This window comes from Clostridium sp. M62/1 (assembly GCF_020736365.1).
Taxonomy (GTDB): Bacteria; Bacillota; Clostridia; order Lachnospirales; family Lachnospiraceae; genus Otoolea; species Otoolea saccharolyticum_A.
Window position 1 is genome coordinate 2815034 of the sequence record NZ_CP085988.1, and the last position, 25831, is coordinate 2840864.

At 52.3% G+C, this 25831-nt stretch carries 19 protein-coding genes, 1 pseudogene and 1 riboswitch; of the genes and pseudogenes, 5 read left to right on the top strand and 15 right to left on the bottom strand.

Annotation, left to right across the window (positions count from 1 at the left end):
* Positions 1 to 215: 215 nt before the first annotated feature.
* The 6 genes and pseudogenes from LK436_RS13225 to metF form a co-directional block, all read right to left on the bottom strand.
* Complete coding sequence (locus tag LK436_RS13225; protein WP_008395111.1) at positions 216 to 794, bottom strand: folate family ECF transporter S component; 579 nt, start codon at positions 792 to 794, stop codon at positions 216 to 218.
* Between the two features lie 62 nt (positions 795 to 856).
* A riboswitch (THF riboswitch) is annotated at positions 857 to 956 on the bottom strand.
* Positions 957 to 1144: 188 nt separating this feature from the next.
* Positions 1145 to 1606 carry an acyl-CoA thioesterase gene (locus LK436_RS13230; RefSeq protein WP_008395109.1) on the bottom strand — a complete coding sequence of 154 codons (462 nt, stop codon included), beginning with the start codon at positions 1604 to 1606 and terminating at the stop codon, positions 1145 to 1147.
* A gap of 215 nt (positions 1607 to 1821) precedes the next feature.
* Positions 1822 to 2088 carry an HPr family phosphocarrier protein gene (locus LK436_RS13235; RefSeq protein ID WP_008395108.1) on the bottom strand — a complete coding sequence of 89 codons (267 nt, stop codon included), beginning with the start codon at positions 2086 to 2088 and terminating at the stop codon, positions 1822 to 1824.
* A gap of 108 nt (positions 2089 to 2196) precedes the next feature.
* Complete coding sequence (locus tag LK436_RS13240) at positions 2197 to 4704, bottom strand: homocysteine S-methyltransferase family protein (protein WP_008395107.1); 2508 nt, start codon at positions 4702 to 4704, stop codon at positions 2197 to 2199.
* 42 nt (positions 4705 to 4746) lie between these two features.
* The gene (locus LK436_RS13245) at positions 4747 to 5661 is read right to left on the bottom strand and encodes a vitamin B12 dependent-methionine synthase activation domain-containing protein (protein WP_008395106.1); all 915 of its coding nucleotides are present in this window, start codon (positions 5659 to 5661) and stop codon (positions 4747 to 4749) included.
* Positions 5662 to 5734: 73 nt separating this feature from the next.
* Positions 5735 to 6597: pseudogene (metF, locus tag LK436_RS13250) on the bottom strand (methylenetetrahydrofolate reductase [NAD(P)H]).
* Positions 6598 to 7017: 420 nt separating this feature from the next.
* On the opposite strand from metF, the gene LK436_RS13255 reads away from it, so the two are divergent.
* Positions 7018 to 8043 carry a PTS transporter subunit IIC gene (locus LK436_RS13255; RefSeq protein ID WP_008395103.1) on the top strand — a complete coding sequence of 342 codons (1026 nt, stop codon included), beginning with the start codon at positions 7018 to 7020 and terminating at the stop codon, positions 8041 to 8043.
* Positions 8044 to 8190: 147 nt separating this feature from the next.
* Here LK436_RS13255 and LK436_RS13260 read toward each other — a convergent pair whose 3' ends face one another.
* From LK436_RS13260 to LK436_RS13280, 5 genes are all read right to left on the bottom strand, one after another.
* The gene (locus tag LK436_RS13260) at positions 8191 to 10443 is read right to left on the bottom strand and encodes a GGDEF and EAL domain-containing protein (protein WP_008395102.1); all 2253 of its coding nucleotides are present in this window, start codon (positions 10441 to 10443) and stop codon (positions 8191 to 8193) included.
* Positions 10444 to 10459: 16 nt separating this feature from the next.
* Entirely contained in the window at positions 10460 to 11260 is an 801-nt protein-coding gene (locus tag LK436_RS13265; RefSeq protein WP_008395101.1) for a GTP pyrophosphokinase, read from the bottom strand.
* Between the two features lie 82 nt (positions 11261 to 11342).
* Positions 11343 to 12854: a UDP-glucose--hexose-1-phosphate uridylyltransferase gene (gene galT / locus LK436_RS13270; protein WP_044930350.1), complete on the bottom strand. Its 1512-nt coding sequence runs from the start codon at positions 12852 to 12854 to the stop codon at positions 11343 to 11345.
* Positions 12855 to 13045: 191 nt separating this feature from the next.
* On the bottom strand, positions 13046 to 13594 hold the full coding sequence (locus tag LK436_RS13275; protein WP_015573805.1) for a Gx transporter family protein: 549 nt from the start codon (positions 13592 to 13594) through the stop codon (positions 13046 to 13048).
* Complete coding sequence (locus tag LK436_RS13280) at positions 13569 to 13766, bottom strand: hypothetical protein (protein WP_021965462.1); 198 nt, start codon at positions 13764 to 13766, stop codon at positions 13569 to 13571. Before LK436_RS13280 ends, LK436_RS13275 begins: the two co-directional genes overlap by 26 nt.
* Before the next feature lie 165 nt (positions 13767 to 13931).
* Here LK436_RS13280 and LK436_RS13285 point away from each other — a divergent pair, with 165 nt between their 5' ends.
* The 3 genes from LK436_RS13285 (at position 13932) to LK436_RS13295 (ending at position 16743) form a co-directional block, all read left to right on the top strand.
* On the top strand, positions 13932 to 14972 hold the full coding sequence (locus LK436_RS13285) for an FAD:protein FMN transferase (RefSeq protein WP_008395097.1): 1041 nt from the start codon (positions 13932 to 13934) through the stop codon (positions 14970 to 14972).
* A gap of 18 nt (positions 14973 to 14990) precedes the next feature.
* Positions 14991 to 15380: a NusG domain II-containing protein gene (locus LK436_RS13290; protein WP_044930347.1), complete on the top strand. Its 390-nt coding sequence runs from the start codon at positions 14991 to 14993 to the stop codon at positions 15378 to 15380.
* Positions 15381 to 15480: 100 nt separating this feature from the next.
* A complete protein-coding gene (locus LK436_RS13295; protein WP_008395095.1) occupies positions 15481 to 16743 on the top strand; it encodes a ComEC/Rec2 family competence protein in 1263 nt (420 codons plus the stop codon).
* A gap of 213 nt (positions 16744 to 16956) precedes the next feature.
* Here LK436_RS13295 and LK436_RS13300 read toward each other — a convergent pair whose 3' ends face one another.
* Positions 16957 to 18780, bottom strand: a complete 1824-nt coding sequence (locus LK436_RS13300) for an ATP-binding protein (protein ID WP_227910072.1) — start codon at positions 18778 to 18780, stop codon at positions 16957 to 16959.
* A 180-nt stretch (positions 18781 to 18960) separates the two neighbouring features.
* Positions 18961 to 20268, bottom strand: coding sequence for a CitMHS family transporter (locus LK436_RS13305; protein ID WP_008395093.1), 1308 nt, complete (start codon positions 20266 to 20268; stop codon positions 18961 to 18963).
* A 243-nt stretch (positions 20269 to 20511) separates the two neighbouring features.
* Between LK436_RS13305 and LK436_RS13310 the strand changes: the two genes are divergently transcribed.
* Positions 20512 to 21213 (top strand): response regulator transcription factor, encoded by a 702-nt coding sequence (locus LK436_RS13310; RefSeq protein ID WP_021965459.1) that lies wholly within the window; start codon positions 20512 to 20514, stop codon positions 21211 to 21213.
* A 170-nt stretch (positions 21214 to 21383) separates the two neighbouring features.
* Here LK436_RS13310 and LK436_RS13315 read toward each other — a convergent pair whose 3' ends face one another.
* Positions 21384 to 22571, bottom strand: a complete 1188-nt coding sequence (locus LK436_RS13315; RefSeq protein ID WP_008395091.1) for an LL-diaminopimelate aminotransferase — start codon at positions 22569 to 22571, stop codon at positions 21384 to 21386.
* Positions 22555 to 25821, bottom strand: a complete 3267-nt coding sequence (gene carB / locus LK436_RS13320; protein WP_008395090.1) for a carbamoyl-phosphate synthase large subunit — start codon at positions 25819 to 25821, stop codon at positions 22555 to 22557. Before carB ends, LK436_RS13315 begins: the two co-directional genes overlap by 17 nt.
* Positions 25822 to 25831 lie beyond the last annotated feature (10 nt).

Genomic DNA, 25831 nt, shown 5'->3' on the forward strand with positions numbered 1-25831 from the left:
TTTTTTCGTGCATCTCCGTTCTTATTCCAAAAGGCAGCGTCTTCTCCTCTCTGTCCCGTCTGCAGTTTTATTCCGCAAAAAAGAGGAAGAGCTTTACTCTTCCCCCTTCTCTGTCAGTGTTTTTCCTTCTTCTGCTTTCTTATTTCACCCATTGATTGAACTGCTTCTCGCCGTTTAAACAGGGGCCGGGCACCGTAGCCATGTCTTCTCTGTGATCACTGCTGTATCCTTCTGGCCGTCCTAAGGTTTCTGATCGTTTTTACAAAGCCCAGATCCTCCAGCTTCTTTACAATCACGAAGAAAATAACGGAGTCAACGGGCCACATGATCAGATTTTTCAACAGCCTCGGCCCGATCAGAACTGCCATTCCCTTGCCGTACATAAAGCTGAGGCACCAGGTGTTTAAGAGTACGTTGCAGATAAGAGCCACCAGAAGCTTGGCAAAGAGGACGCGGCCAAAGGTAATGGGCCTGCGGTAGAGAACCGTTCCGTAAATCATGGCGCCCAGCATGGCGATCAGGGTAAAGCCAGGGAAAAAGGCTCCCGTCGGCTTGGCTGCAAACTTCAGAATGTCCAGGATTCCCGCATAGAACATGCCTGTCACAGGACCAAAGAGGTAGTAGACAAACTGATTTGCCACACTTCCAAGGCCTATTTTCAGGTAAGGCCCTGCCTCAATGGTAAAATAGCCCAGCACAACGGAGATGGCCATAAACATGGCCGACGTGGTCATCGTCCTCAGATGTCTCATTTCCTTCCAGGACTGGGCATACAATTCTGCGAGTTTTTTCATAAAAAAATACCTCCTTCGTGCAGAATCTCGAACCGCACCAGGGAGATACTTCCTTCCACGGATGCAGCGGGATGCGGGGAACAGACCGCGAAGGTTTCCTTCTTCGTCCGGACGGCAACTCCCTGTCCATCCGGCACTTAACGCCTGCTCCCCTACTCTGCGTTCTTATTTTTCTGTAACCACAGTATACCATCTCTACTGACGTCTCGATGGGACTGCTCGCCAAATGCATGCTCATGCAAGCATGGCATGCGCTTTTCTCGCTATTATACCATATCAGCATAACTTTTCAATACTTTTTATCTGCGTCCCGGTCAATCGGGGCTTTGAAGGCTGTCTCTGCCGTTTCGTCAGTCTTCTTCTGACTCATTCTTCATCTCCCTGAACGCCTTGTCCATCTCAATGTAATTGCGCTTCAGGGAAACGGGTTTCCCGTCTCTGGTCAAAAAGCAGTGACGGCTTTCTCCCACGCAGCGCACCTGACCTGTCTCGCAGTCCAGCACCGTGTACTCTATGGTCATTCTGATTCCATTGTACTCCTTCAGATTCGTGATGATCCGCACGGTTTCACCGAAGCGCGTCATGCTCTTGTATTCACAGTGGATGGAAACAACGGGGCTGATAATTCCCTCCGCCTCCATCATGTCATATCCCATGCCCATCTGCTCCATCATGTGGACTCTGGCCTCCTCGAACCAGCGGATGTAATTGGAATGGTGAATAATCCCCATCTGATCCGTTTCATAATACTGTGTCTTGTGTTCATAAACCTCATATTTCACGACATCCCGCTCCTTTCCTGCTTCCATCATCTTCCTGGTATCACGGCTCTCCCTTCGAAACACACAGTTGGAAGTACGCGGCCTGAATCATACGGCCTGAATGTACGTTCCGAATCAAAAGGATGTACCGGTTCGGACCTGCACAGCCGCGCAGCCTCTCATGCTTCCGCCGCTGGATAAAAGTCGGCACTGGCAAAAAGAGAGCGTTGCTGCCAGCAACACTCTCTCTTCTCACGCATATTCTATTAATTCTCGCCGAGTCCGCTCTCGATCGCTGCGGAGAGGGCCTCCATAGCTGCCTCCTCGTCCTCGCCGTCACAGATCAGGTTAATCTCTGTTCCGCACTTGATTCCTGCTGCCATTACATTCAGCACGCTCTTTGCGACAATCCTCTTCTCACCGCACTCGATGATTACGTCGCATTTGAATTTCATAGCTGCCTGGGATAACACTCCAGCTGGTCTTAAGTGAAGACCGGATGGGTTCACAACCGTTAATTTTTTAGATAACATACGCTCGTCTCCTCTACTGTTTCATTTCCTTAGAGTGCCATGACTCCTCGTCTGATATATGAGAATTTTATTACAATTTTCATTCTGTGTCAAGTACGCTTTCATGCGCTATCCAATGACCTTCTGGGCATAGTTTACAGATGCCATGGCATCTTTACAGTAGGCGTCAGCCCCGATGGAATCGGCATATTCAGGAGTCAGAACTGCGCCTCCCACCATGATCTTTGCCCAGCCTGCTTCCTTCCTGAGAAGCCGGATCGTCTCCTCCATGCTGGGCACCGTGGTGGTCATCAGGGCGCTGAGTCCCACAAGAGGTGCTCTGTGCTTCACCGTCTCCTCTGCAATCCGCTCAGGCGGCACATCCTTTCCCAGATCCACCACCTCATAGCTGTAGTTTTCCAGAAGCACCTTCACAATATTTTTCCCTATATCGTGAATATCACCCCTGACGGTTGCAAGGATAATCACTCCCTTTTTTTCCTGACTCTTCCCTGAACCTGCCATGGCAGCCTTGAGCACTTCAAAGGCAGCCTTGGCAGCCTCCGCGCTCATGAGGAGCTGGGGAAGAAACACCGTTCCCTGCTCAAAGCCCTTTCCCACACAGTCCAGAGCCGGGATCATGCAGGCATTGATCACCTCAAGAGGGGAAGCCTCCTTGAGAGCAGCAGCTGCTGCTCTGGCAGCCTGCTCTTTCAGTCCGCGCACCACGCTCTCCCAGAGCTGCACCTGACTCTTATGGCTCTCATGGATTTCCTGTACCTCTTCCGGCGCTTTCTCCGATACTGCTTCTCCTTTGCCAAAGACAGTGTCCGAGGGCTGCTGTTTTGTCTGTCCCCCATATGCGCTGATATAATCCCCACAGTTTTCATCCAGAGCGGCCAGGGCACGAAAGCTGCGCCAGGAGCGCATCATGGCATCGGAATTGGGATTGATGATGGCCGCGCTCAGACCATTCATCATGGCCATTGTGAAGAAAGCGGCATTGATGCTCTCTCTCTGGGGAAGGCCGAAAGAGACATTGGATACCCCAAGAATGGTTTTCCCGTGAAGTTCATCCCTTATGCGCCTTACCGCCTCCAGCGTGGTCAGCGCTCCCTGGCTGTCTGAGCTGATCGTCATGCAGAGTGTATCGATCAGAATATCCTTTTTGTCAATTCCGTACTGGGCGGCTCTCCTGTATATTTTTTCAGCTACCCTGATTCTGCCGTCAGCTGTGTCGGGGATTCCCTCCTCATCCAGAGTCAGGGCCACCACAACTCCTCCGTATTTTTTTACCAGGGGAAAGATGGCATCCATACTCTCTGCCTTTCCGTTTACGGAGTTGATGAGAGGCTTTCCATTGTAAATCCTCATGGCTCTCTCCATGGCCTCAATGTTCGAGGTATCGATTTGAAGCGGAAGGTCGAGAATGCTCTGAAGCTCTCTCACCGCCTCCTCCATCATGGACGGCTCGTCAATCTCTGGAAGGCCCACATTGACATCCAGCACCTGTGCGCCGCTATCCTGCTGTGCCAGTCCCTCCCTGAGAATGTATTCCATGTCGTGATCCCGCAGGGCCTGCTTAAACTTCGGCTTTCCGGTGGGGTTGATGCGCTCCCCGATGATTACCGGATCCGATGCGATCTCCACCAGCTGGGAGTAGGAGGTGACAACGGTTTCTGCCTTTTTGGACGGGAGCTTCTGCTTCTTTTCCCTGCATGCCAGGCAGAGCTTTCTGATATATTCCGGCGTCGTTCCGCAGCAGCCGCCTACAACGGATGCTCCCATATCCACAATCTCAGCCATGGTTTTGGCAAACTGATCCTCGTCTATATCGTATACAGTCCTGCCCTCCACGCTTCTGGGCAGACCTGCATTGGGATTTACAATAATCGGCACTGACGCATATTTCGCAAACTCCCTGACAAATTCCTTCATCTGCACCGGTCCCAGGCCGCAGTTAATGCCCACTGCATCCACGCCCAGCCCCTCCAGAAGAGCAATCACCGTGCGGGGCGTGCCGCCGGTCAGGAGCTTGCCCTTTTCATCAAAGATCGTTGTGGCAAAAACAGGCAGATCCGCCTGCTCCCCTGAGATTCCGTCCCCTGCCAGAGCCTCCTTGACGCCGAGAACAGCGGCCTTCAGCTCATAGCTGTCACTCATTGTCTCGATGAGAACTAAATCCACCCCTGCGCGGATCCCAATCCCGGCAGCCTCCCGGTAAATCTCCACCGCTGTCTCAAAATCCAGGTCTCCCATGGGCTTTAAAAGCCTGCCTGTGGGCCCCAGATCGAGGGCAATGTATCCGTGGCCTGCCAGATTCACTGCCTCCCTCGCATTCCTGACGGCCGCCTCTATGATTTCCTTCAGGCCAAATTCCGTATTCTCATTGAACTTCAGCCGGTTGGCCCCGAAGGTATTGGTATTGATGATATCGCAGCCTGCATCAAGGTAATCTCTGTGCAGCTTTACGATCACCTCTGGACGGCGGATATTCCAGGTTTCAGGAAGCTCTCCCGGCTTCAGCCCGGCCGCCTGCAAAAGGCTCCCTGTCCCTCCGTCAAAAAACAGAATCCTCTCCGCCAGCTCATGAAGGAGTCTGCTCTTTTTCCCTGTCTGTCTCTCTGCTATGCTCATATCTTCCCGCACTCCTGTCTTAGCAACTTTTATTATTTAAATCTATTTTCTCTGTCTGTTCCCTGTGCCTGCCCGTCCGGCTGCGGACCTGGAAACCTGGCCTTTTGAACCCTCTTTCCTCTCCCGGTACATGCAGTCCTCCTTCTGGCAGGCTTCACAGCTGCGTCCTCCTGCTGTGCCCGCCTGTGAGCAGGCCTCACTGCCAATCCCGATAACGGCTGTCACCGATTTCGACGGCACCATAAGGAGGCTGTCAGTCAGTGTGATTCCCGCCCGCTTTTCAAGCTCCAGGGCTGACGCAAAGGATCGCTGATATTCCAGAGAGAAATCACCATAGCCGGGGCTGAAGCGGGGACGCAGATACAGCCCCCTCCTCCCGTACTCCTCTGCCAGGCGCCTGTTTTCCAGGTTGCAGTAGGCCTCGATCATGGCAGCTGCCGCAGCCTGCATCACAACTGCCCGGCTCATCTCTATGGCGCTGTAGCGGCGAAGGAGCAGATCCACTCCTGCCCCCAGTGTGGCTCCAAACAGGAATACCTGCCGACATCCTTCCAGATTTTTTCTCAGACTCTCGCTTCTGGCCTGAAAGCAGGTGAAATCGAGGGAGCCGTCCTGACTGACGGAAAAAGGGTATTCCCGGCCGTAAAAGCGGGGAGACAGGAAGCCGGAAAGCTCTTCGATACAGCTCTCCACAAGCTCCTCCTCCCTCCTTTCAGGGCGTTTTCCTCTGTAGCCCAGGTAGCGGAAGATTTCCCTGCGGTTTGTGGATCCTGCAATCTGTGCTTCCAGCGTCCTGTTCTCCAGTTCCCGTTCTTTTTTTCTTTTTTCCGTCTGCTTTTCTGTGTCCTTTTCCATTTTTCCCCGCTTTCTGCTTTGCAGGCTGTCCTGCTTTCCGTCCCCGGGCTGGCAGCCCGCTCTTCCGGCTGTACTTTCCTGCTTTCTGCTTCCCTTCATCATGCGCCCCGGTTCTGCTGAAAGGAGGCTCCGCCTGGTGATACCTAATGGTTTCTGAAGGATACTTATAAATATTTTAATCCTGCAAAATCTCTGAAAGACTGTTCTTGATCTGCTCCGCCACATCCGGCTTATTCATGGAGTAGACATGGATGCCGTTTACATGATTTGCAATCAGGTCAATGATCTGCTCGGTAGCGTAGGCAATTCCAGCCTGCTTCATCGCAGCCGGATTGTCTCCGAACCGGTCGACAATGGCCTTAAATCTGGCCGGAAGATAGGTTCCGGACATCCTGCAGATGCGGTCGATCTGCCTGGCATTGGTGACAGGCATGATTCCGGCTACCACAGGAACTGTAATTCCCCTCTCCCGGATGCGGTAGAGGTAGTTGTACAGAATGTTGTTGTCAAAAAACATCTGGGTGGTCACAAAGTCGCAGCCGGCCTCCACCTTTTCCCTCAGATGCTCAATATCCTCTGTCTTGTTGGCAGATTCCACATGTCCCTCAGGGTAGCAGGCGGCGCCGATGCAGAAATCCCCGTCAAAGCTGCGGATCTCACGGATCAGCTCAGACGCATACCTGTAGTCGTGAGCCAGAGGGCCTCCCTCGGGAATGTCGCCCCTGAGCGCCAGGACATTTTCGATCCCGCGGGTCTTCAGCTCTCCCAGAACACGGCGCACCTCCTCTTTCGTGGACGAGACGCAGGTCAGATGAGCCAGGGCATTCACTCCCTGGTTTTGATACTGGAGGCAATATCCACTGTATATTTGCTTGTACCTCCTCCCGCCCCATAGGTCACACTCATAAAAGCAGGCTTCAGCCTGGCAATCCTGATGGCTGCCTCTTCCACAGAATCATATTTGTCTTCTGCCTTTGGGGGAAACACTTCAAACGAAAGAGTCGGCTTCCCCTGTGCTAGTATATCTCTGATCTTCATACCTGAATACCTCCGTTTCCCCTGGTCCTCCGAGGAGGCCGAGTTTTCTTTTTTTCTCTTTTTGCTCTTTCACTGAGACAGGCATCTGTTCAGAGCCTTTGGTCAGGGCCTGCCTGGCAGGGCGCTGAACTGCTGCCTGACATTCAGCTGTAAGATTTCTGTAAGTATAGCACAGGATTGATAAAATTTCCACAAATGATATTGACAAATTTTTCACATTTTTTCGAATTTTTCTTGCATTCCTGTCAATCTATGGTAGAATACGGTAACTGTTTTACTCGACAGATTTTTAACAATGCTGTGCTGTTTACTCTGCCGCTGAAAGCATGCTCGAAGCCAGGCCCCGTCTGCTGCCTTCCTTTTCGTCCATGCAGTGTGATTGTAAGACAGTTCAAGATTTTCACAGGAGGATTTACACCAATGAACAGTCAGACTGTAAAAGACTTTCTCAAACGCAAGCAGATCAATATCTCCGTCCAGACCTACCTGATTGACGCGCTGGGCGCCATGGCTTTCGGTCTTTTCGCCTCCCTGCTGATCGGCACCATCTTCGGTACCCTGGGAGAAAAAACAGGCCTTGAAATCTTCAACACCATTGCCGTCTATGCAAAGGGGGCCACCGGAGCCGCCCTGGGCGTTTCCATCGCCTATGCTCTGAAGGCTCCCCAGCTTGTCATCTTCTCTGCCGCCACAGTCGGCATTGCCGGAAACGAGCTGGGCGGACCTGTAGGCGCACTGGTAGCCACCATCATTGCAGCCGAGCTTGGAAAGGCCGTTTCAAAGGAAACGAGGGTTGACATCCTGGTAACCCCCGGGGTCACGATCATTTTCGGAGTTCTTACCGCCCAGTTTATCGGACCAGGCGTTTCCGCCTTCATGACAGCCTTCGGAGATCTCGTAAAGACAGCCACTGTCATGCAGCCATTCTTCATGGGAATTGTAGTTTCCACTCTTATAGGCATCGCCCTGACGCTTCCTATCAGCAGCGCGGCCATCTGCATCATGCTGAGCCTTGACGGGCTGGCGGGAGGAGCAGCTACAGCCGGCTGCTGCGCACAGATGATCGGCTTTGCCGTACTGAGCTACAGGGAGAACGGCTTTGGCGGCCTTCTGGCTCAGGGGCTTGGAACCTCCATGCTGCAGATGCCGAATATTGTAAGGAACCCAAAAATCTGGCTGGCTCCCACCCTGGCTTCCATGGTGACAGGGCCTATATCCACCATGGTCTTCAAGCTGGAAAATATCGCGGCCGGATCCGGCATGGGAACCTGCGGACTGGTAGGACCTATCGGCATCTACACAGCTATGCCTGAGGGCGGAGCAAACATGTGGCTTGGAATCGCCCTTGTATGCTTTCTGCTCCCGGCAGTCCTGACACTTGCCTTCGGAGAGATCTTCCGCAAAATCGGATGGATTCGTGAAGGAGATTTAAAGCTGGATCTGTAATGACAGTTTCATCTTCCAGTTTCCCGGAAAGCTGGAAAATGAAACGCTTCTGAGAATTTCATATCCCACATAGCGCGCCAAAAGCGGCGCATTCCAGACGACGGATAAACCGCCTGGAATGCGCCGCTTTTGGCTTTGTATATACTCTTACTGCAGATACTTCTCTGCAAATTCATCACTTGGAATCGGTCGGCTGTAATAGTAGCCCTGTCCATAGTCCACGCCGATGGAGCGGATAAAGGCTTCATTCTCTGCAGTCTCCACTCCCTCCACAACCGTAGTGATGGAAAGGTCTCTCGCCAGATTCACAATATGCTTCATGAGAACCGCCTGGCTCTCACTCTCTCTGAAGACCTCCTGCTCCAGGAAACCGCGGTCCAGCTTGACTTCATCAATGCCGATTCTCGTCAGCAGGTTCAGGGAAGAATAGCCGCTTCCAAAATCGTCCAGAGAGATCTTAAATCCCAGATTTTTTAAGAGCATAATTGTCTTATTCAGCTCTCCGATGCTCTCCGCCGCCAGCCCTTCCAGTATCTCCAGCGTGATCCTGCTGCGCGGAATGTTGTAGTGCTCCGTGATCTGGCACAGACGCTCCACATAGTCAGACTGATAAAACAGCAGCTTGGACTGATTGACAGAAACGCTGATTGGCCTTCTGCCCTCATCCTCCCACTGCCTCAGCTTTCTGCATACCTGGGCAACCATGTAGAGGTCCAGCTGGGCGCAGAAGCCGTTCAGCTCAAAAAGAGGAATAAACTGATCTGGAAAGATCACCGAACCGTCCTCACGAATCCACCGCACCAGGGCCTCTGCAGAGGCAATCTCCCCTGAAGCGAGGTCTCTCTTAGGCTGGAGGAACAGGCGGAACTCTTCTTTTTCCAAGGCCTCATTTTTGCTGCTCTCGATCAGGCGCACCAGCTCCTCTGCTTTGTGGAGCTTTTCATCGTAAAATACAATATCCCGCTCCGCTCCCTGTCTGGCCTGCTTCAGCGCAAATTCTGCCCTGTCGATCAGTTCATCCGGTCTGGTCACCTGATTGACTGCTGCTCCCGCGTAAATCTGAATGGGATAGTTTCTGTTAAATCTTCTGGAGATTCTCTCGCAGCTCTTCATGATGTCCCCAATCCGTCTCCGGATCTCCTCCTCCTCCACGGTGTGGAGAAGCATGCAGAACTGATCGCCGTTGTAACGGCAGAAGCGCTCATCTTCTCTTATATTTTCCCTGATGATAAGAGCCAGCTCGCAGAGCACCTGATCCGCCTGCTTCTTTCCGAATATCTCGTTAATGTAGCGGAAATGGCGTATATTCAGAGCTGCAACACTCCTGCAGCCATCCTGTTCCAGAAGCTCGGAAGCCTCCTGTTCGAACCGTTTCATATTAAACAGTCCTGTCAGGCTGTCGTAGTATGCGGTTCTTATCAGCTCCCGGTTATTCTTCCTCAGAATCCTGGAACCATACCATATGGAAGCAATGCTCAGAACCAGAATAATCAGGAAGGTGGCTGCAACAGCCAGAAGCATAAAATAGACGGGGCTTTTCACTTTATCGCTGTCGTCAATGCAGAGCAGATACCAGTCGTTTCTGTCTAACGGTTCCAGGTAAAGGCCGTAGGTACTGCCGCCATATTGGTAGGAAATCGTGCAGTCCCTGCCCATGGCCATGTTCTCCCTCAGAAGGCTTCTGTCCTTCTCTGAAATCCCTTCCTGGCTGAAAATGGACGCGCTCATATGACGCCCCTCTTCCTCCTCCGTATGCCCGACGAAATTCCCGTCTGCATCCAGCCAGGCCACATCCAGGCTAATCTGCGACAGCGTTGTCTCGTTCAGAATATCCTGAAACACATCCAGAGCCCTTACTCCCAGCAGGCATCCCTTCAGAATACCCGATTCATCGTAGACGGGAACGCTGTAAGCAATAACCGGCGTTTTCAGGGTCACATCCATATACACCTGAGAGGTGGCGTTTTCTCCGTTCCATCCCTTCTCAATCACCTCCTGCAGTTCCGGCGCCCGCTCAGAGATCGGCAGATCCCTTCCCAGCTCCCTGGTCATGCTGATGCGTATCTTGTCGCTTCCCTTCTCACAGTAGCCCAGCCGCAGAAACAGCGCTGCCGTCCCTGCCCCGTCAATTCCGTCCGCCAGGTTTTCGAGCTCCAGCAGACGGCTGTTGGAGATAAAGCCGGCCAGCGTTTCCAGAGATTCAATGTCAGAATCCATCTGGCGCTCCATATTTATCTTGTACTCATTGATAAAGGCCTTCATCTGCGCTTCATATGAGTTTTTCTCCGCCCGGAGCATTGATGTGATTACGACGCCTGCACAGACAATGAGAATCAGGCTCACTGCCACTGTAAGCACGGTGATTCTGAAAATGCGCCTTTGTATCTCTTTTTCGTTCATATGATATCCTTCCGACTTACAGGGAATGCCTGTCCTCCTCCATCTGATAGCGCTCCTTTGCCTCTTTCAGCCGTCTGAAGTAGGAGCTCATCTCATCAGCCATGCCGGACAGTCTGTTTAAGAGGGTGGAAAAGTCCTTCAGCATCACATCGTTCTGGAAATACGGGTACACGATGTCGTGATCTACCTCGCTCCATCCCTCCTCAAACAAAGTTCTGGCCTGCAGCTCCACATAGTATCCCTTATATTTGACAATGTAGTGGATCGACCGGTAGATTCCGTCCGACTTAATGTCAATCAGATTTTTATCATATATTTTCGTATCCCCAATCCTCCGATAGCTTTTGGGGCGCTCCGCAATATACCAGTGACCTGGATCCTCGTCAAAATCCCTGAGCCGATCTTCCACGTAGTGTTCGGGATTATTCTCAAACCTGCCTGTAATGTATTCATGGAATCCTCTCCAGTCCTCCCGGTACAGGAAAAACACGCGGATTCCGATTAAGTCTGTAATGTACTTATAATAGTTGGTGCTGTCAATTTCCCGGTAGCTGTCCAGGCTGTCATTTCTCTTTCTGATGATCTTTTCAATCAGGTGGCCCGGCTCTTTCAGCCGGTAACGGTAGGAGTGGATTCCCGCTCTCTCCGTGTCATAGAGATACTCGTCAAGGAAATCCCGGCTGATGGAACGCAGTTTCGGCTCCAGGGAACAGTAATGATTATAAATCCGTTCCAGTTCCCTGAAGCTGATATTCGCCGAGCGGAACTCATTTTCAGCAATGTTGTACTTTTTCAGAAACTCTTCCTTAATAAGCATGTTATCTGTCCTTTTTCTCCTTTTCTCTCACAAAAGCTCCGGAGCTGAAAAGCAGCCTGTTCCTGTATTTTCTGTCCCCTGCTTATTTCTCCTGGAAACCTGCCGCGTGCAGGAAGCGGGCAAATGCCTCTCTCCCCTCAGGAGTGAACTTGTACACGCCTGCATCCTCGAGAACCTTCTCAAATACAAGCCCAACCTCTTTTTTCAGAATCTCATCTACATTTTCTGCCGTCACAGACGGATATTTCGGAAGGAAGCCTTCCACCCAGTCTGCATGCTTTTCGATCTCCTCATCGGAACGGATATCCCTGCCGGACACAATGTACTCAGCCAGTTTTGCCAGCTCTCCCTTCAGGCGGGACGGAAGAACTGCCAGTCCCATAACCTCAATCAGACCGATGTTCTCTTTCTTGATATGGTGAAGCTCCTGGTGCGGATGGTAAACGCCCATAGGGAACTCCTCCGTGGTAATGTTGTTTCTGAGCACCAGATCCAGCTCATACATCTCTCCGTTCTTTCTGGCAATGGGAGTGATCGTATTGTGAGGCTCTCCGTCTGTCTCTGCAAAGATGAAGGCAGCCTCATCCGTATATTCTCTCCAGCATCCAAGCACCTTATCCCCCAGCTCAATCAGGCGCTCCGGATCCTTTGCCCTGGTCCGGATCACGGACATGGGCCATTTCACAATTCCGGCCTCCACATCCTCAAAGCCCGGGACAGTAAAATATTTCTCGATAGGCGCCTTTGCCATGGCGAAGGTATAATTTCCGCCCTGGAAGTGATCGTGCGTCAGAATAGAACCGCCCACAATCGGCAGATCCGCATTGGATCCCAGGAAATAGTGGGGGAACATCTTAACGAAGTCAAACAGCTTCACAAAAGCAGCTCTGTCGATTTTCATCGGGGTGTGCTTTCCGTTGAACACGATGCAGTGCTCATTGTAATAGACATATGGAGAGTACTGGAATCCCCAGGGGCTTCCGTTGACCGTGATCGGGATGATTCTGTGATTGTTTCTGGCAGGGTGGTTGGCCCTTCCTGCATAGCCCTCATTCTCCATGCAGAGCTGGCATTTCGGATAACCGCTCTGCTTCATCATCTTCGCGGCTGCGATGGCCTTCGGATCCTTCTCCGGTTTTGAAAGGTTTACGGTAATATCAAGGGTGCCGTACTTCGTATCCGTCGTCCATTTCATATCCCTGGCAATCCTGTATCTGCGGATATAGTCGGAATCCTGGCTCAGCTTATAGTAATACTCTGTGGCATCCTTTGGAGATTTGTGGTTGTATATATCCCAGAACTTCGCCACCACCTCGCTTGGACGCGGCATCAGGCAGTTCATCAGTTTCGTGTCAAACAAATCGCGGTAAACAATGCTGTCCTCAGCGAGAACGCCTGTTTCGTGGGCATAGTCGAGAAGCTCCTTCAACACGGCCTCCAGATCAATATCTCCCGGTTCCTCTGCCGGCTCCTCATACTCATCAAGCCCCATCACCTCAAGGATCTGGTTTGTGGCATAGATTTTGTCATACTCCGTGATAAGCCCCGTATCAAGACCGTATTTCACCAGTTTTTTGATTGCTTCATAAATCATACCCGTACTCTCCTTATTGTTTCTTATAACTATAACCATAAATAACCATAAAAGAATGATTTCTCCATGAAGCTGCTCCCTAGAAGGCATCTGAACCTTCTGATACACTCGAAGGAGCATTCCTCACTCCTGCCTTCCATTGTACTTCATCCCGGACGGTTTGCCAACCAGTTTTTTCCTCTGTTTCTTCCTCACAGCCTTCCCCTAAAACCGTGAATCCGCTCTGCCACCATCCCTCCAAGAAGCCCGATCACTGCCCCGGCGATGCTTCCCGCAGCCAGAAGAAACGGCAGGTAATAGAATACTGCCGTGTTCTGTACAACCAGGGCGGCAACCGCAAGCTGCCCCACATTGTGTCCCACACCTCCTATGACACTCACCCCTGTCTGTCCGAACCATCCTGTCCTTTTAAATAAAAGCATCAGGAGAAGGCTGAGGGTCCACCCTGCCATCCCGTAAACCATGGAAAAGCCGTTTCCAAAGGTAAATCCTACCAGAATAATCCTGACCAGTGAGATAAATACCAGTTCCCCCAGGCCTACTGTGTAGAGGCCCACAATCGTGACAAGGTTGGCAAGTCCCAGCTTCACGCCCGGAATGCCCAGGTTTATGGGAATCAGCGTTTCCACATAGCTCAGGAGAAAGGCCAGGGCGATCATCATCCCGCAGAACGCGGCCTGGAATGCATTTTCCCTTCTTTTTCTCTCTGCTTTCCTAGTTTTTGTTTCCTTTATTTCCATTTCTCCTATTTCCATTTCTCTTATTTCTATGTCTTCTGTCTCTTCTGTCTGTGCTCTGTTTTTGCTTCCGCCTGCCTCTGACTATGTCTGCTTCTGTCTGTGTTTTATTTTTCTCAGCTTTCTCTCTCATCCTGCGTTTTTTCACTTTTTCCTCTGTCCCATAGCTGTCCATTCTCCTGCCGTCCTTTCCCGGCCGCCTTCTTGACATGCCTCTCTGCCTTTGCTAGTATGGTAAGCGAAAGTTCAGTGCCGGTCTGCGGGCCCTAAAAGCGCAGCGCCTATAGCACTCCTTTCTATTATATCTGTCAATAAACAAAGTACAAGAGGAAATACTGAAATGAATCAAAAACGACTGACCCAAGCCGCCGGCGTGCTGGCCGGTGCAGCAGTTTTGGCCGCCTGCTTTTTTCTTGATCAGAAGACCGTACCGCAGGAGCCCATTTCCCGCTCTGACTTTCTTTTAAATACCTTTGTCACCGTCACTCTCTATGACACAGATGACGAAGAGCTTCTGACACAGTGCATGGCCCTGTGCCGGGAATACGAAAACCGATTCAGCAAGACTATCGCGGACAGCGAGATCTATAAGCTGAACCACAGAAGCCCCGATGAAACCACCTTCACCCTGAGCGATGATACGGCTGCCCTTCTGAGGGAGGGCCTCTACTACAGCCAGGTATCCGACGGAGCCTATGACCTGACCATCGAGCCCTTAAGTTCTCTCTGGGACTTTACAGGCGGACAGGCCGTGATTCCCCCTCAGTCCTCCATCGACGAGGCTGTGAGCCGGGTGGGATATGAAAATCTTTCTCTCGACGGCAATAAACTGACCTTCCTCTCCCCTGATACCACCCTGGATCTGGGTTCTATAGCCAAGGGATTCATCGCGGACAGACTGAAGGATTTTCTTGTCAGCCGCGGTGTGGAGAGCGCGATCATCAATCTGGGTGGAAATGTACTGTGCATCGGAACACAGCCGGACGGCACTCCCTTCCGCATCGGCATCCAGAAGCCTTTTGCGGAATACAGCGATGTGGTGGGATATGTGGATATCGACGACATGTCCGTGGTATCCTCCGGAGTATACGAACGCCATTTTGTTGCAGACGGAAAGAATTACCACCACCTCCTAAACCCAAAGACCGGCTATCCCTATGACAACGGTCTGATCTCCGTCGTCATCATCTGTCCGGAGTCTGTGGACGGTGATGCTTTAAGCACCACCTGCTTTTCCCTGGGACTGGAAAAAGGAATAGAACTTCTCGATTCTACGGATGACGCCTGCGGAATCTTCATCACGGATGACTACGAGCTCCACTTTTCCGAAGGCGCCAGAGAGCTGTCCATCTATGATATCCATGGGAAGCCTCTGAATTAAGTGATAAGGAGAATGCATATGAGCCAGACGAGACTCGCTGACAGCGCCCCTGAACACAAATCCGGACAGAAAAAGCGGGACCTTCTTCTTCTCGCCGTCCTCCTCGCCGCTGCTGCCCTCCTCTTTGCCGGCAGAGAATTCTTCGCCGGCCGGCCGGCAGTTATGGTCTCAGTCAGTGTAGACGGAACAGAAATCATGACGTTAGACTTAAACCGGAATGATGACATTGTCATTGAAAGCGGAAACGGCCAGACGAACCATCTTATAATAGAGGATGGAAAGGCATTCCTGACTGAGGCCTCCTGCCCTGACAAACTCTGCGTCCGTCAGGGTGCCATCTCTGAAACAGGCCAGTCTATTGTCTGCCTCCCAAACCGCGTGATTGTCACAATTGTGGGAACAAAATAACAAAAGGCCCGTTTTCCGGACTTGCGAACTTATGTTCTTTTTTCTGTTGCGCACTCTGCCTGTATGAGGTAAAATGGACAGGCAAAGGAGGTAATGACATATGAACCGATTCAACAGAGTCAGACATTCTGCCCGGCTGGCTGTTGCCTGTCTGCTCTCTGCCGCTCTTCTTTTAACAGGATGCTCCGGCAGCGGATTATCCGGGCAGGCCAATGAAGAAGGCTCATTGAATGTGACAGGCAGCACAGAGGAGAATTCCGCGGCTTCCTCACAGAGCAGCACAGCTGAAGGCCAGGTATTATCTGCTGATACCACAGTGCATTTCATCGACGTTGGGCAGGGATTGTCTGTGCTGATCCAGTCTGACGGCCATTTCATGCTCTACGACGGAGGAGACAGGAACGCTTCCTCTCTCGTCGTATCCTATCTTCAGGAGCAGGGCGTGGAAACCCTGGACTATGTGATCGCGTCCCACTACGACGCCGATCACCTGAACGGAGTGGTCGGCGCGCTGAATGTATATGAAACAGAGAAAGTCCTTGCGCCAGACTATGAGACAGATACAAGGGTATTTCAGTCTTTCCAGTCTGTGATCCGCGAGAAGGATATTCCTCTCATCCATCCGAAGCCCGGGGAGACTTACCAGCTGGGAAATGCATCCTTCACAGTTCTGGCTCCCCAGAGCAGAAGCTACAGCAGCGCCAACGACTACTCGGTTGCCATCCGTCTTACGGCAGGCGACGTGAGCTTTCTCATTACCGGGGACGCGGAATCTGAGAGTGAGGCTGAAATGATTAAGACGGGTCTTCCCCTGGAAAGCACGGTTTACGCTGCCGGCCATCACGGAAGCGCCAGCTCCGGAAGCTGGGACTTTCTTCAGAGAGCAGTGCCAGAATATGCTGTCATCAGTTGCGGAGCCGGAAATTCCTACGGCCATCCCCATGTGGAAACCATGGAAAAATTCGAGGCCATGGGCATCGAGATCTTCCGCACGGACAAGCAGGGAACCATCACAGTCTCCACAGACGGCTCCTCACTGACCTGGTCTGTCAGTCCCTGCAGCGACTACACGCCGGGGGATCCGGATGACAAACCGGCCAGACCGGCGGGAGGCAGTTCAGAAGACAGTTCTGTTTCCGGCTTTGGTCCCTCCGCCGGTTCAGAGCCTTCCGGGACTGTGGATGGAAACGGACTTCATACGTATATTCTTAACACCAGTTCCAAGCTCATTCACATGCCGGACTGCAGGAGTGTGTCTGATATGAGTGATAAAAATAAAGCTGAATGGAGTGGAGAGTCCTTCGAGCAGTGCCTGAAGGAAAATCCCGGATACAGAGGGTGCAAAAGCTGTAATCCGTCCTGACTTACACATTAGCATCAATACGGCGGCTGCAATGCAGTCAGCTGGAAGTATCTGCAAAAAAATACGTCCTGTCAGAGATAAAACACTTTAACAGGACGTATTTTTTTGAATTTTTAAAGCATCCAGAGTTCTCAAACTTTTCGTTTCTTGCATCAGCCTGCCGGAAAAAGCCGGACCTTTCAGGAAGTAGGACAGGCCGGAACGCCGGCCGCCCTACCGAAGCGAAGCCGAATCCGCGCTGCGGCAGTATACCGGAAAATACAGACAGAACACCGTCCCCTTTCCCGGCTCGCTCTCCACCGTGATCAGCCCCCTGTGGGATTCCACCATCCGGTACACCAGAAACAACCCCAGTCCCGTCCCCTCTCCAGCCCTGCGGGTTGTGAAAAATGGATCAAAGATCTGTTTTCTGACATCCTCTGTCATACCGCACCCGGTATCAGAGAAGGACAGCTCATAAAAGTCCTGTTCCTCCTTCCCCTCAAAAAACCTGTTTTTGGCAAACTCTCTTCCCTTCCGTACTCTCCCCTTTACCGTCAGGCGGCCTCCCGCTTCCCCCATGGCGTGAAAGGCATTGGTGCACAGGTTAAGCACAATCTGATGAATCTGGGTTTCATTCCCCCACATCCAAAACGGCTCAAATACAAGCTCCATGACAATTTCCACCTGCTTTGGCTTTCCCGACTCTGCCACCAGCATGGCCCTGGCCGCCACCTGACTTACAGGAATTTCCTGAAAGGACTGCTCGGAATTTTTTCCGCTGAAGGCTGAGATCTGGCTGATAATCTCCTTCGCCTTTTCCGCTGAGCTCAAAATTTCCTGAATATCTGCGTAATAGCGGTCTCTTTCATCCATCTCTGACAGCATCATCGCCGAGTAGCCCATAATGGGAGTCAGCAGGTTGTTGAACTCATGGGCGATTCCGCCCGCCATAGTTCCCACAAGCTGAAGCCTCTGCTGATGAGCCATAGCCTCCTCTCTCCTTCTGAGCTCCTCAAGCCGCTCATTCACCTCTCTCAGCCGACAGTTCTCCTGCTCCACCGCTTTCTGCCTGCTGAACAGCTTCCAGATCAGGAGAAGAAACAGACCGAAAAATACCGCCAGGCAGACGGCTGCTGCAGCTATCTTTATAGTAGCCGCCTGCAAGGGTTCTGTGATTTCCGCATAGTCGATCACAGCGCTGACGATCAGAAAGTCGTCTCCGATCTCAACCGGCTCATAGGCAGATACCTTTCTGACCGGCCGGGGCGGTTCCTCTATCCACCAGTAGGAATTGTAGATCTCCACCCCTCCTTTTCCCGACTCCTGATGCTCAATCAGCGTTTCCAGCTCAGAAAAATCCAGCCCCGGGTACATCCTGCGGCGCCCTTCCAGGACATACTGCCCGATCTGCTCCTCTACCTGGTGCATCAGAATCAGGCCGTCTGAGGACTTGACCATCACATACCCGTTTTTTCCCATTTTAATATAGGCTGCTGTTTTCTCATAGATATCGTTAAAGCTCAGAATACAGGAAAGCCTGCCTCCGGCTTCTGTGGCTCTCTGAAGTTTCAGGTAACAGTTTTCCTCCTCATCCTGCCAGATGGAAATAGCGGTATCTGCCGTCTGCTCCGTCATAAAGCTGACCAGCGTAAGAACCCTCTCTTCCTGTGTCCAGTGTGAAATGCTGAGGTTTCCCTGTTCGTAGACAAGGCCCGTGACCGTTCCCTCCCTCTCCCTGAGAAATTCCTCCAGGGTCTCTTCCATGGGCTTCTGATTCTGCTCTGCAAAAGCGGCCTCCGCTGTGCGAAACTGTTCCAGCCCTGTTTCCACTGCCAGATCGTCTTTCGTCTCCTCCACAAACACCTCAATATTGGCCGCCACGCTCTCTGAGATAGAGCGCAGCTGCCCGCTCTGGGTTTCAATCATGGTTTTCTGGTTCTCGACTATCATATTTCCTACCAGAATAAACAAAAGCACTGCCGCAGCAAATACAACCGCTGCGGCAGCGCCGATTCCCCCTCCCCGGGGGCGTTCCCTAAAAAAATGAATTTTCATACCGCTGCGCACTCCGTCCGCTTCCTGCCTGCGGCAGCCGGCGGCTGGCCGCAGACATTCTGCAGGGCCTTTCTGCATTTTCTTCCGTCTATTTTACAGAATGCCCCTTTTTCTGTCAAATAGTACTGCCGGTTTTATTTTCTGCCTGAAGCAGCCTCTGAAACCCGGAAATCCTGTTCTTTACAGAATCGGCAGATAACCTGTCGCAAGCCCTGCAGCCATAAAGATGACAAAAATTCCGATACACCACTTAAAGATATATCCCTGGTACTGTGCCAGTGTAATCTCTGTCTTATCCATCAGCAGGTAGATAAACGGAACTAACGGGCTGAGGAAATGGAAGGCCTGTCCCATCAGAGCTGCAAAGCCCACATTCAGATCCGTAAAGCCATAGGCCTTGGCTGTGGCAGCCAGAGGCGGCAGCACGCCATAGTAGAAGGCGTCATTGTTAAGCAGATAGGTACCCGGAGCACTGACAACGGCAATCACGACTGCAAAGTACTTTGCCAGAGATTCCGGAATCACGGCAACCAGGAATTCGGCAATGGCATTTGACATACCCGCATTTTCCGGACCGTTTAAAATACCCATCAGCACACCGGCACCGAGGACCATCATGACCACGTTGATCATATCCGGAGCAATGGAGCTGATGACATTTCTCTGAATCTTCTGATTGGGATAGTTGACGAGGAGGGCAACCGCTGTTCCCACTCCGAACAGGATGGCAGAGGAAGCCAGTCCCATAATCAGGGCTGCAATGATAGCCGCTGTGAGGATCAGGTTAAACCAGATAAGCCCTGGCCTCTTCCATGCTTTCTCCTCCTCTGAAAGCTGTACCTTAACCGCGTGATTCTCCACATCCTTTGACACGCCCAGGCGTTTTCTCTCCTTCAGTCCCAGATAATAGGACACTCCGATGACGTAAATCGCCGAGAGAACCATACCAGGTACCAGAGGAGCCAGGATTTCTCCAGCATCCAGATGCATCACCGACATAACGCGGGCCGTTGGGCCGCCCCAGGGAATCAGGTTCATAATACAGTTCTGAAGGATAATCAGAGTCGCAAGATAGATTTTTTTAATTTTCAGGCGCTCATAGATCGGGATCATGGCAGTACAGCAGATCATGACCGTGGTGGTGCCGTCCCCGTCCAGTGACACGAAGGCAGCCAGTACGGCCGTTCCCACCAAAACCTTCAGCGGGTCTCCCTTGCACCAGGAAACTACCTTGTCCACCATAGGGTCAAACATTCCCGCCGTGAGCATGATTCCAAAATACAGGATGGCAAAGGTCATCATGGAAAAGGTGCCGGCCACATCCTTAATTCCGGCCATGGCATATTCCAGCGTATCCCAGCCGTAGCCTGCCAGCAGACCGAAAAGCACAGGAATGATAATCAGTGACGTAAACGGGCTTAATTTTTTTGCCATAATCAGTCCCATAAATACTACGATCATGGCAAAGCCCAGAAAAGCTAAATACATATCTCTTTCTCCCTTTCTTCCCTCTGCTTTCCTGCCAGGCCCTGGGGCTTCCTGTCTTCTGGTACAGCAGAACGGTTATTCTGCCTTCAGTATACTGCCCGGTTCTTAACATCCCCTGAAAAAGTCTTAAAAAATGTTAAGATTTGAAAGTTTTGCAGTTTTCCTCGTTTTGTGGTATTCTGGACAGAGCAGTTTCTGCTCATGAAGAAATTAAAGAGACGGACCAGAAAGGGAGGAGGACCTATGGCTGAAGAAAAGATACTGATTGCTGACGATGATCCGGCTGTCCGCCGGCTTCTCATGCGCGTTGTGGAGGGGAGCGGCTTTAAGGCTCAGACGGCCAGCGACGGACTGGAGGCTGTCCGCGCAGCCCAGAGCGGGGAGTTTGCCCTGATTCTCCTGGACATTATGATGAACGGGAATGACGACGGCTTTCATGCCATTAAGAAGCTCAGAGAGTCCGGAAACACTACTCCCATCATGGTTCTCAGCGGAAGGAGCGGTGACTTTGACACCCTCTACGGGCTGGACATCGGAGCCGATGACTACGTGTCCAAGCCCTTTAACCCCGTCATTCTGGGCGCCAAGATCAAGGCGCTGGTGCGCAGAAGCCAGGCCGGACGGGAAGAGGCAGGGGAAATTCTCACAGCAGGGCCCTTTCTCTACAACACCCTTACCATGGAATTTTCAAAGAACGGGATTCCCATCTCCCTCTCCTCCAGGGAGCATGTGCTGATGCGCCTTTTTTTGTCCCACCCGGGCCAGGTGTTCTCAAAGGAGCAGCTCTATGAGCTTGTCTGGAACAATACCGCAGTGGATGACAACGTAATTATGGTCTACATCAGCCACCTGAGAAACAAGATTGAGGACAGTCCGAAAAATCCGCGGTTTATCAAAACTGTCTGGGGGATCGGCTATACCTTCTCCTGCACCGGTCAGGGCTGACCTCCAGGCTCTTCTGCCCCAAGGCCCTCCCCTTCTGCCCCAGGCTCTGGCCTTCCCGGGCTGAACGGCACCGGCTGCAGGCAAAAAACGGCTCCATTCAGGGAAAAGCCCTGGCCGGAGCCGTTTTTGCCGTTCAGCCTCTTATGTGATTTTTTGTGATTTTTATTTTCCTATCTGGAAAACACCTCATAAAACCGTTTCATGGCTTCAATGGTATTCTCCCTTGTGGAGAAAGCCGTCAGCCGGAAGTATCCTTCCCCGCAGGCACCAAAGCCGGCGCCCGGCGTTCCCACAACATTGGCCTTCTCCAGCAGAAAATCAAAAAAGGTCCAGGAGTCCATCTGCCGCGGGCATTTCAGCCAGATATACGGGGAATGCTCCCCGCCTGTATACCAGATTCCAAGTCTGTCCAGGGTCTCTGTAATAATTTTCGCATTATCCCTGTAATACTGAATATTTTCAAGAATCTGTCTCTCGCCTTCTTCTGTAAACACAGCGGCGGCAGCCCTCTGGACAATATAGGGCACTCCGTTGAACTTCGTGGTCTGGCGGCGCAGCCACAGTCTGTTAAGCTCCTTCCCGGAGCGCACAAGCTCCATGGGGATCACCGTGTATCCGCATCGGGTTCCGGTAAATCCCGCCTTCTTGGAGAAGGAACAGAACTCAATGGCACAGGTCCTTGCGCCCTCTATCTCAAAAATGCTGCGGGGCAGCTCTCCCGTCACGAAGCACTCGTAGGCAGCGTCAAAGAGGATCACACTTCCCCTGACGTTTGCAAAGTCCACCCATTCCTTCAGCTGCTCCCTCGTATAAACGGCGCCTGTGGGGTTGTTGGGAGAGCACAGGTAGATCAGATCTGCCTCCATGCCCTCCTCTGGCATGGGGAGGAAGCCATTCTCCTCCCCGGCCCGGGCATACAGAATCTCGCGGCCGTCCATGAGATTCGTATCCACATAGACAGGATAGACGGGATCCGTCACCAGGACGCGGCAGGAACGGCTGAAAATATCGAGGATATTTCCCAGATCGCTCTTGGCCCCGTCTGAGATAAAGATCTCCTCTGCTGCCAGCTCCACGCCGAACCGCCTGTAATACTCCCTCACAGCCTCCCTCAGGAAGTCGTACCCCTGCTCCGGACCGTAGCCCCGGAAGGTTTCCGCCTTTCCCATCTCATCGGACGCGCGGTGAAGGGCTTTCACAACTGCCTCCGGGAGAGGGCGCGTCACGTCTCCGATCCCCATCCGGATGAGTTTTGCCTCCGGGTGGCTATGACTGTAGGCATTCACCCTTTTTGCTGTCTCTGCAAACAGGTAGCTCTCCTGTAAGTTTTCGTAATTGTGGTTAATATCTGCCGCCATGCTCTTCTCTCCTTCCTGACTGTACCTGCTCTCCCTGAATCCTTTCCTCCTGCATCCGGTTAATATCCACCAGAACCGTGTTGTCCTCATTGTACCTGCTCATCAGGCTGTCTGCCAGCGCGCCTGCCGTGTCGATGGAGGTCAGGCACGGAACGCCCAGCAGACAGGCTCTGCGGCGGATCCTCACGCTGTCCCTGGCCGGAATCCGTCCCTTGGCAGAGGTAGAGATAATATACTGCACTCTCCCTGTTTCCAGGATGGTCATGCTGTTGTACTCGCTGTTCTCATCGATCTTCGGAACCATGTTAACCGCAAATCCGGCCTCCCGGAGCACTCTGGCATTTCCCTCTGTGGCGTAGAGCCTGAAGCCCAGGAATGCAAACTTCTCCGCCAGCGCAGGAAGCTCTTTTTTATCACTTCTCCTGACAGTAAAGAACACGCCTCCCTCGTGGAACATCTTGTAGCCGGCTCCCAAGAGCCCTTTGTAGAGTGCCTCCTTCAGATCCCGTCCAATGCCCAGAACCTCACCGGTTGATTTCATCTCCGGCCCCAGCTGTACGTCCACATCAATCAGCTTCTCAAAGGAGAACACCGGTACCTTGACTGCCGTGTACCGTGATTTTCTGTAAAGCCCCGTGCCAAAGCCAAGATCTCTGAGCTTCATTCCAAGGCTTGCCTTTACCGCCAGATCGACCATCGGCACTCCCGTCACCTTCGACAGGTAGGGAACGGTTCTGGATGCCCTAGGGTTTACCTCTATAATATAGATCTCCCCGTCTGCCACAATGTACTGGACATTGACAATGCCGACGGCGTTGAGACCTTCACAGAGCTTTTTCGTGGTCTCTGCGATCTTCTCCTCCGTCTCCGGCGTCAGGTGCATGGCCGGATAGATGGCTATGCTGTCGCCGGAGTGGATGCCTGAACGCTCCACATGCTCCATGATTCCCGGAAGCAGAATATCTGTTCCGTCATAGATGGCATCCACCTCTATCTCCGTACCCTCCAGGTACTTGTCAATGAGCACCGGATTTTCAATATTCTGAGCCAGGATAATTTTCATATACTCTCTGATGTCCGCCTCGTCGAAGGCGATAATCATGTTCTGACCCCCCAGTACATAGGACGGGCGCATCAGAACCGGATACCCCACGCTCTCTGCTGCCCGGATGGCCTCTTCTTCTGTCATGACTGTGTGCCCCTTCGGCTTTGCAATGTGCAGACGGTCTAAGAGCTCATCAAACCGTTCTCTGTCCTCCGCCATATCGATGCTGTCTGCACAGGTTCCGATAACCGGCACCCCGCTCTCTGCCAGAAACCTGGTCAGCCGGATTGCAGTCTGGCCGCCGAAGGCCACCACCACCCCGCAGGGCTTCTCCGCCTGAAGGATGTTCTTCACATCCTCCGTCGTCAGCGGCTCAAAGTAGAGACGGTCTGCCGTGTCGAAATCCGTGGAAACAGTCTCCGGATTATTGTTGACAATCACTACCTCATAGCCCAGCCCCTTCAGCACCTGGACACAGTGAACGCTGGCATAGTCAAACTCAATTCCCTGCCCGATACGGATGGGGCCGGAGCCAAATACCACGACGGTTTTCCCGGGATTTCTGATAAACGGCAGCACCTCATTTTCTCCTCCCTCCTCCTCGCTGCTGTAAACGCCGTAGAAGTAAGGTGTCTGGGCGGCAAACTCGCCGGCACAGGTATCAACCATCCGGTACACAGGAGCAGCCTTCGCAGGCAGGGGATGGCCGGATATGGTCTCAAGGGAGCGGTCTGTAAAGCCCAGTTTCTTGCCTCGCATATACAGCTCCCCGGTCAGCTGCCTTTCCTCAATCTCCTTCTCATAATCGACTATATTTCTGAGCTTCCAGAGAAACCACTCGTCAATCTTTGTGATCCCGTGGATTTCCTCCACTGTGATCCCCCGTCTTAAGGCCTCGCAGACTACAAAAAGGCGGCTGTCATCCTGGACGTGAATGCGGTCTTTCAGCTCCCCGTCCGTCAGGGCGCGTATCCACGCAAAACTCAGGGTTTCTGTGGAGATCTCCGCCCCTCTCACCGCTTTCATAATGGCTGACTCAAAGCTGTCGGAGATGGACATAACCTCCCCAGTGGCCTTCATCTGAGTTCCCAGCGTCCTCTCTGCATACACGAATTTCTCAAAGGGCCACTTGGGGAACTTTACAGCCACATAGTCCAGAGCCGGCTCAAAGGCGGCGTACGTATTTCCTGTCACTGCATTTTTGATCTCATCCAGGGTGTATCCCACGGCAATCTTGGTGGCTACCTTGGCGATTGGATAGCCTGTGGCCTTGGATGCCAGGGCCGAGGAGCGGGACACTCTCGGGTTTACCTCGATCACTGCATACTCGAAAGACTCTGGATTCAGTGCGAACTGGCAGTTGCAGCCGCCCTCTACCTGAAGGGTATCCACAATCCTGAGAGCCGCAGAGCGAAGCATCTGGTACTCCCTGTCTGCCAGCGTCACCGCAGGGGCGATGACAATGCTGTCGCCTGTGTGGATCCCTACCGGATCAAAGTTTTCCATTGAGCAGACGGTGATGCAGTTTCCTGTCCTGTCCCTGATCACCTCAAACTCAATCTCTTTCCAGCCGGAAATCCCTTTCTCCACCAGAATCTGGTGAATCGGCGACAGGGCAAGGCCGTTTCTTGCAATCTCCCGAAGCTCCTCCTCACTGTCTGCGATTCCTCCTCCCGTTCCTCCCAGGGTGAAGGCCGGGCGGACAATCACCGGATATCCGATGGTCTTCGCAAATTCCAGGGCGTCCTCTGTCTCATTGACTACCTTTGACGGGACGCAGGGCTGTCCGATGGACTCCATAGTATCCTTAAAGAGCTGCCTGTCCTCTGCTCTGTCGATAGTTTCCGGCGAAGAGCCTAAAAGCTTTACTCCATGCTCCTCTAAGAACCCGTCATGGGCCAGCTGCATACAAAGTGTAAGCCCCGTCTGGCCGCCGAGACCGGAGAGAATGCTGTCCGGCTTTTCCTTCTCAATAATCCTCTTCACCGTTTCAAGGGTCAGCGGCTCAATGTATATTCTGTCTGCCATCATGTGATCCGTCATAATGGTAGCCGGATTTGAATTCACCAAGACAATTTCCAGCCCCTCCTCCCTGAGGGCACGGCAGGCCTGCGCTCCCGCATAGTCGAATTCTGCTGCCTGTCCGATGACAATGGGGCCGGAGCCGATCACAAGCACCTTTTTAATTGAATGATTGAAAGGCATTCTGTTTCCT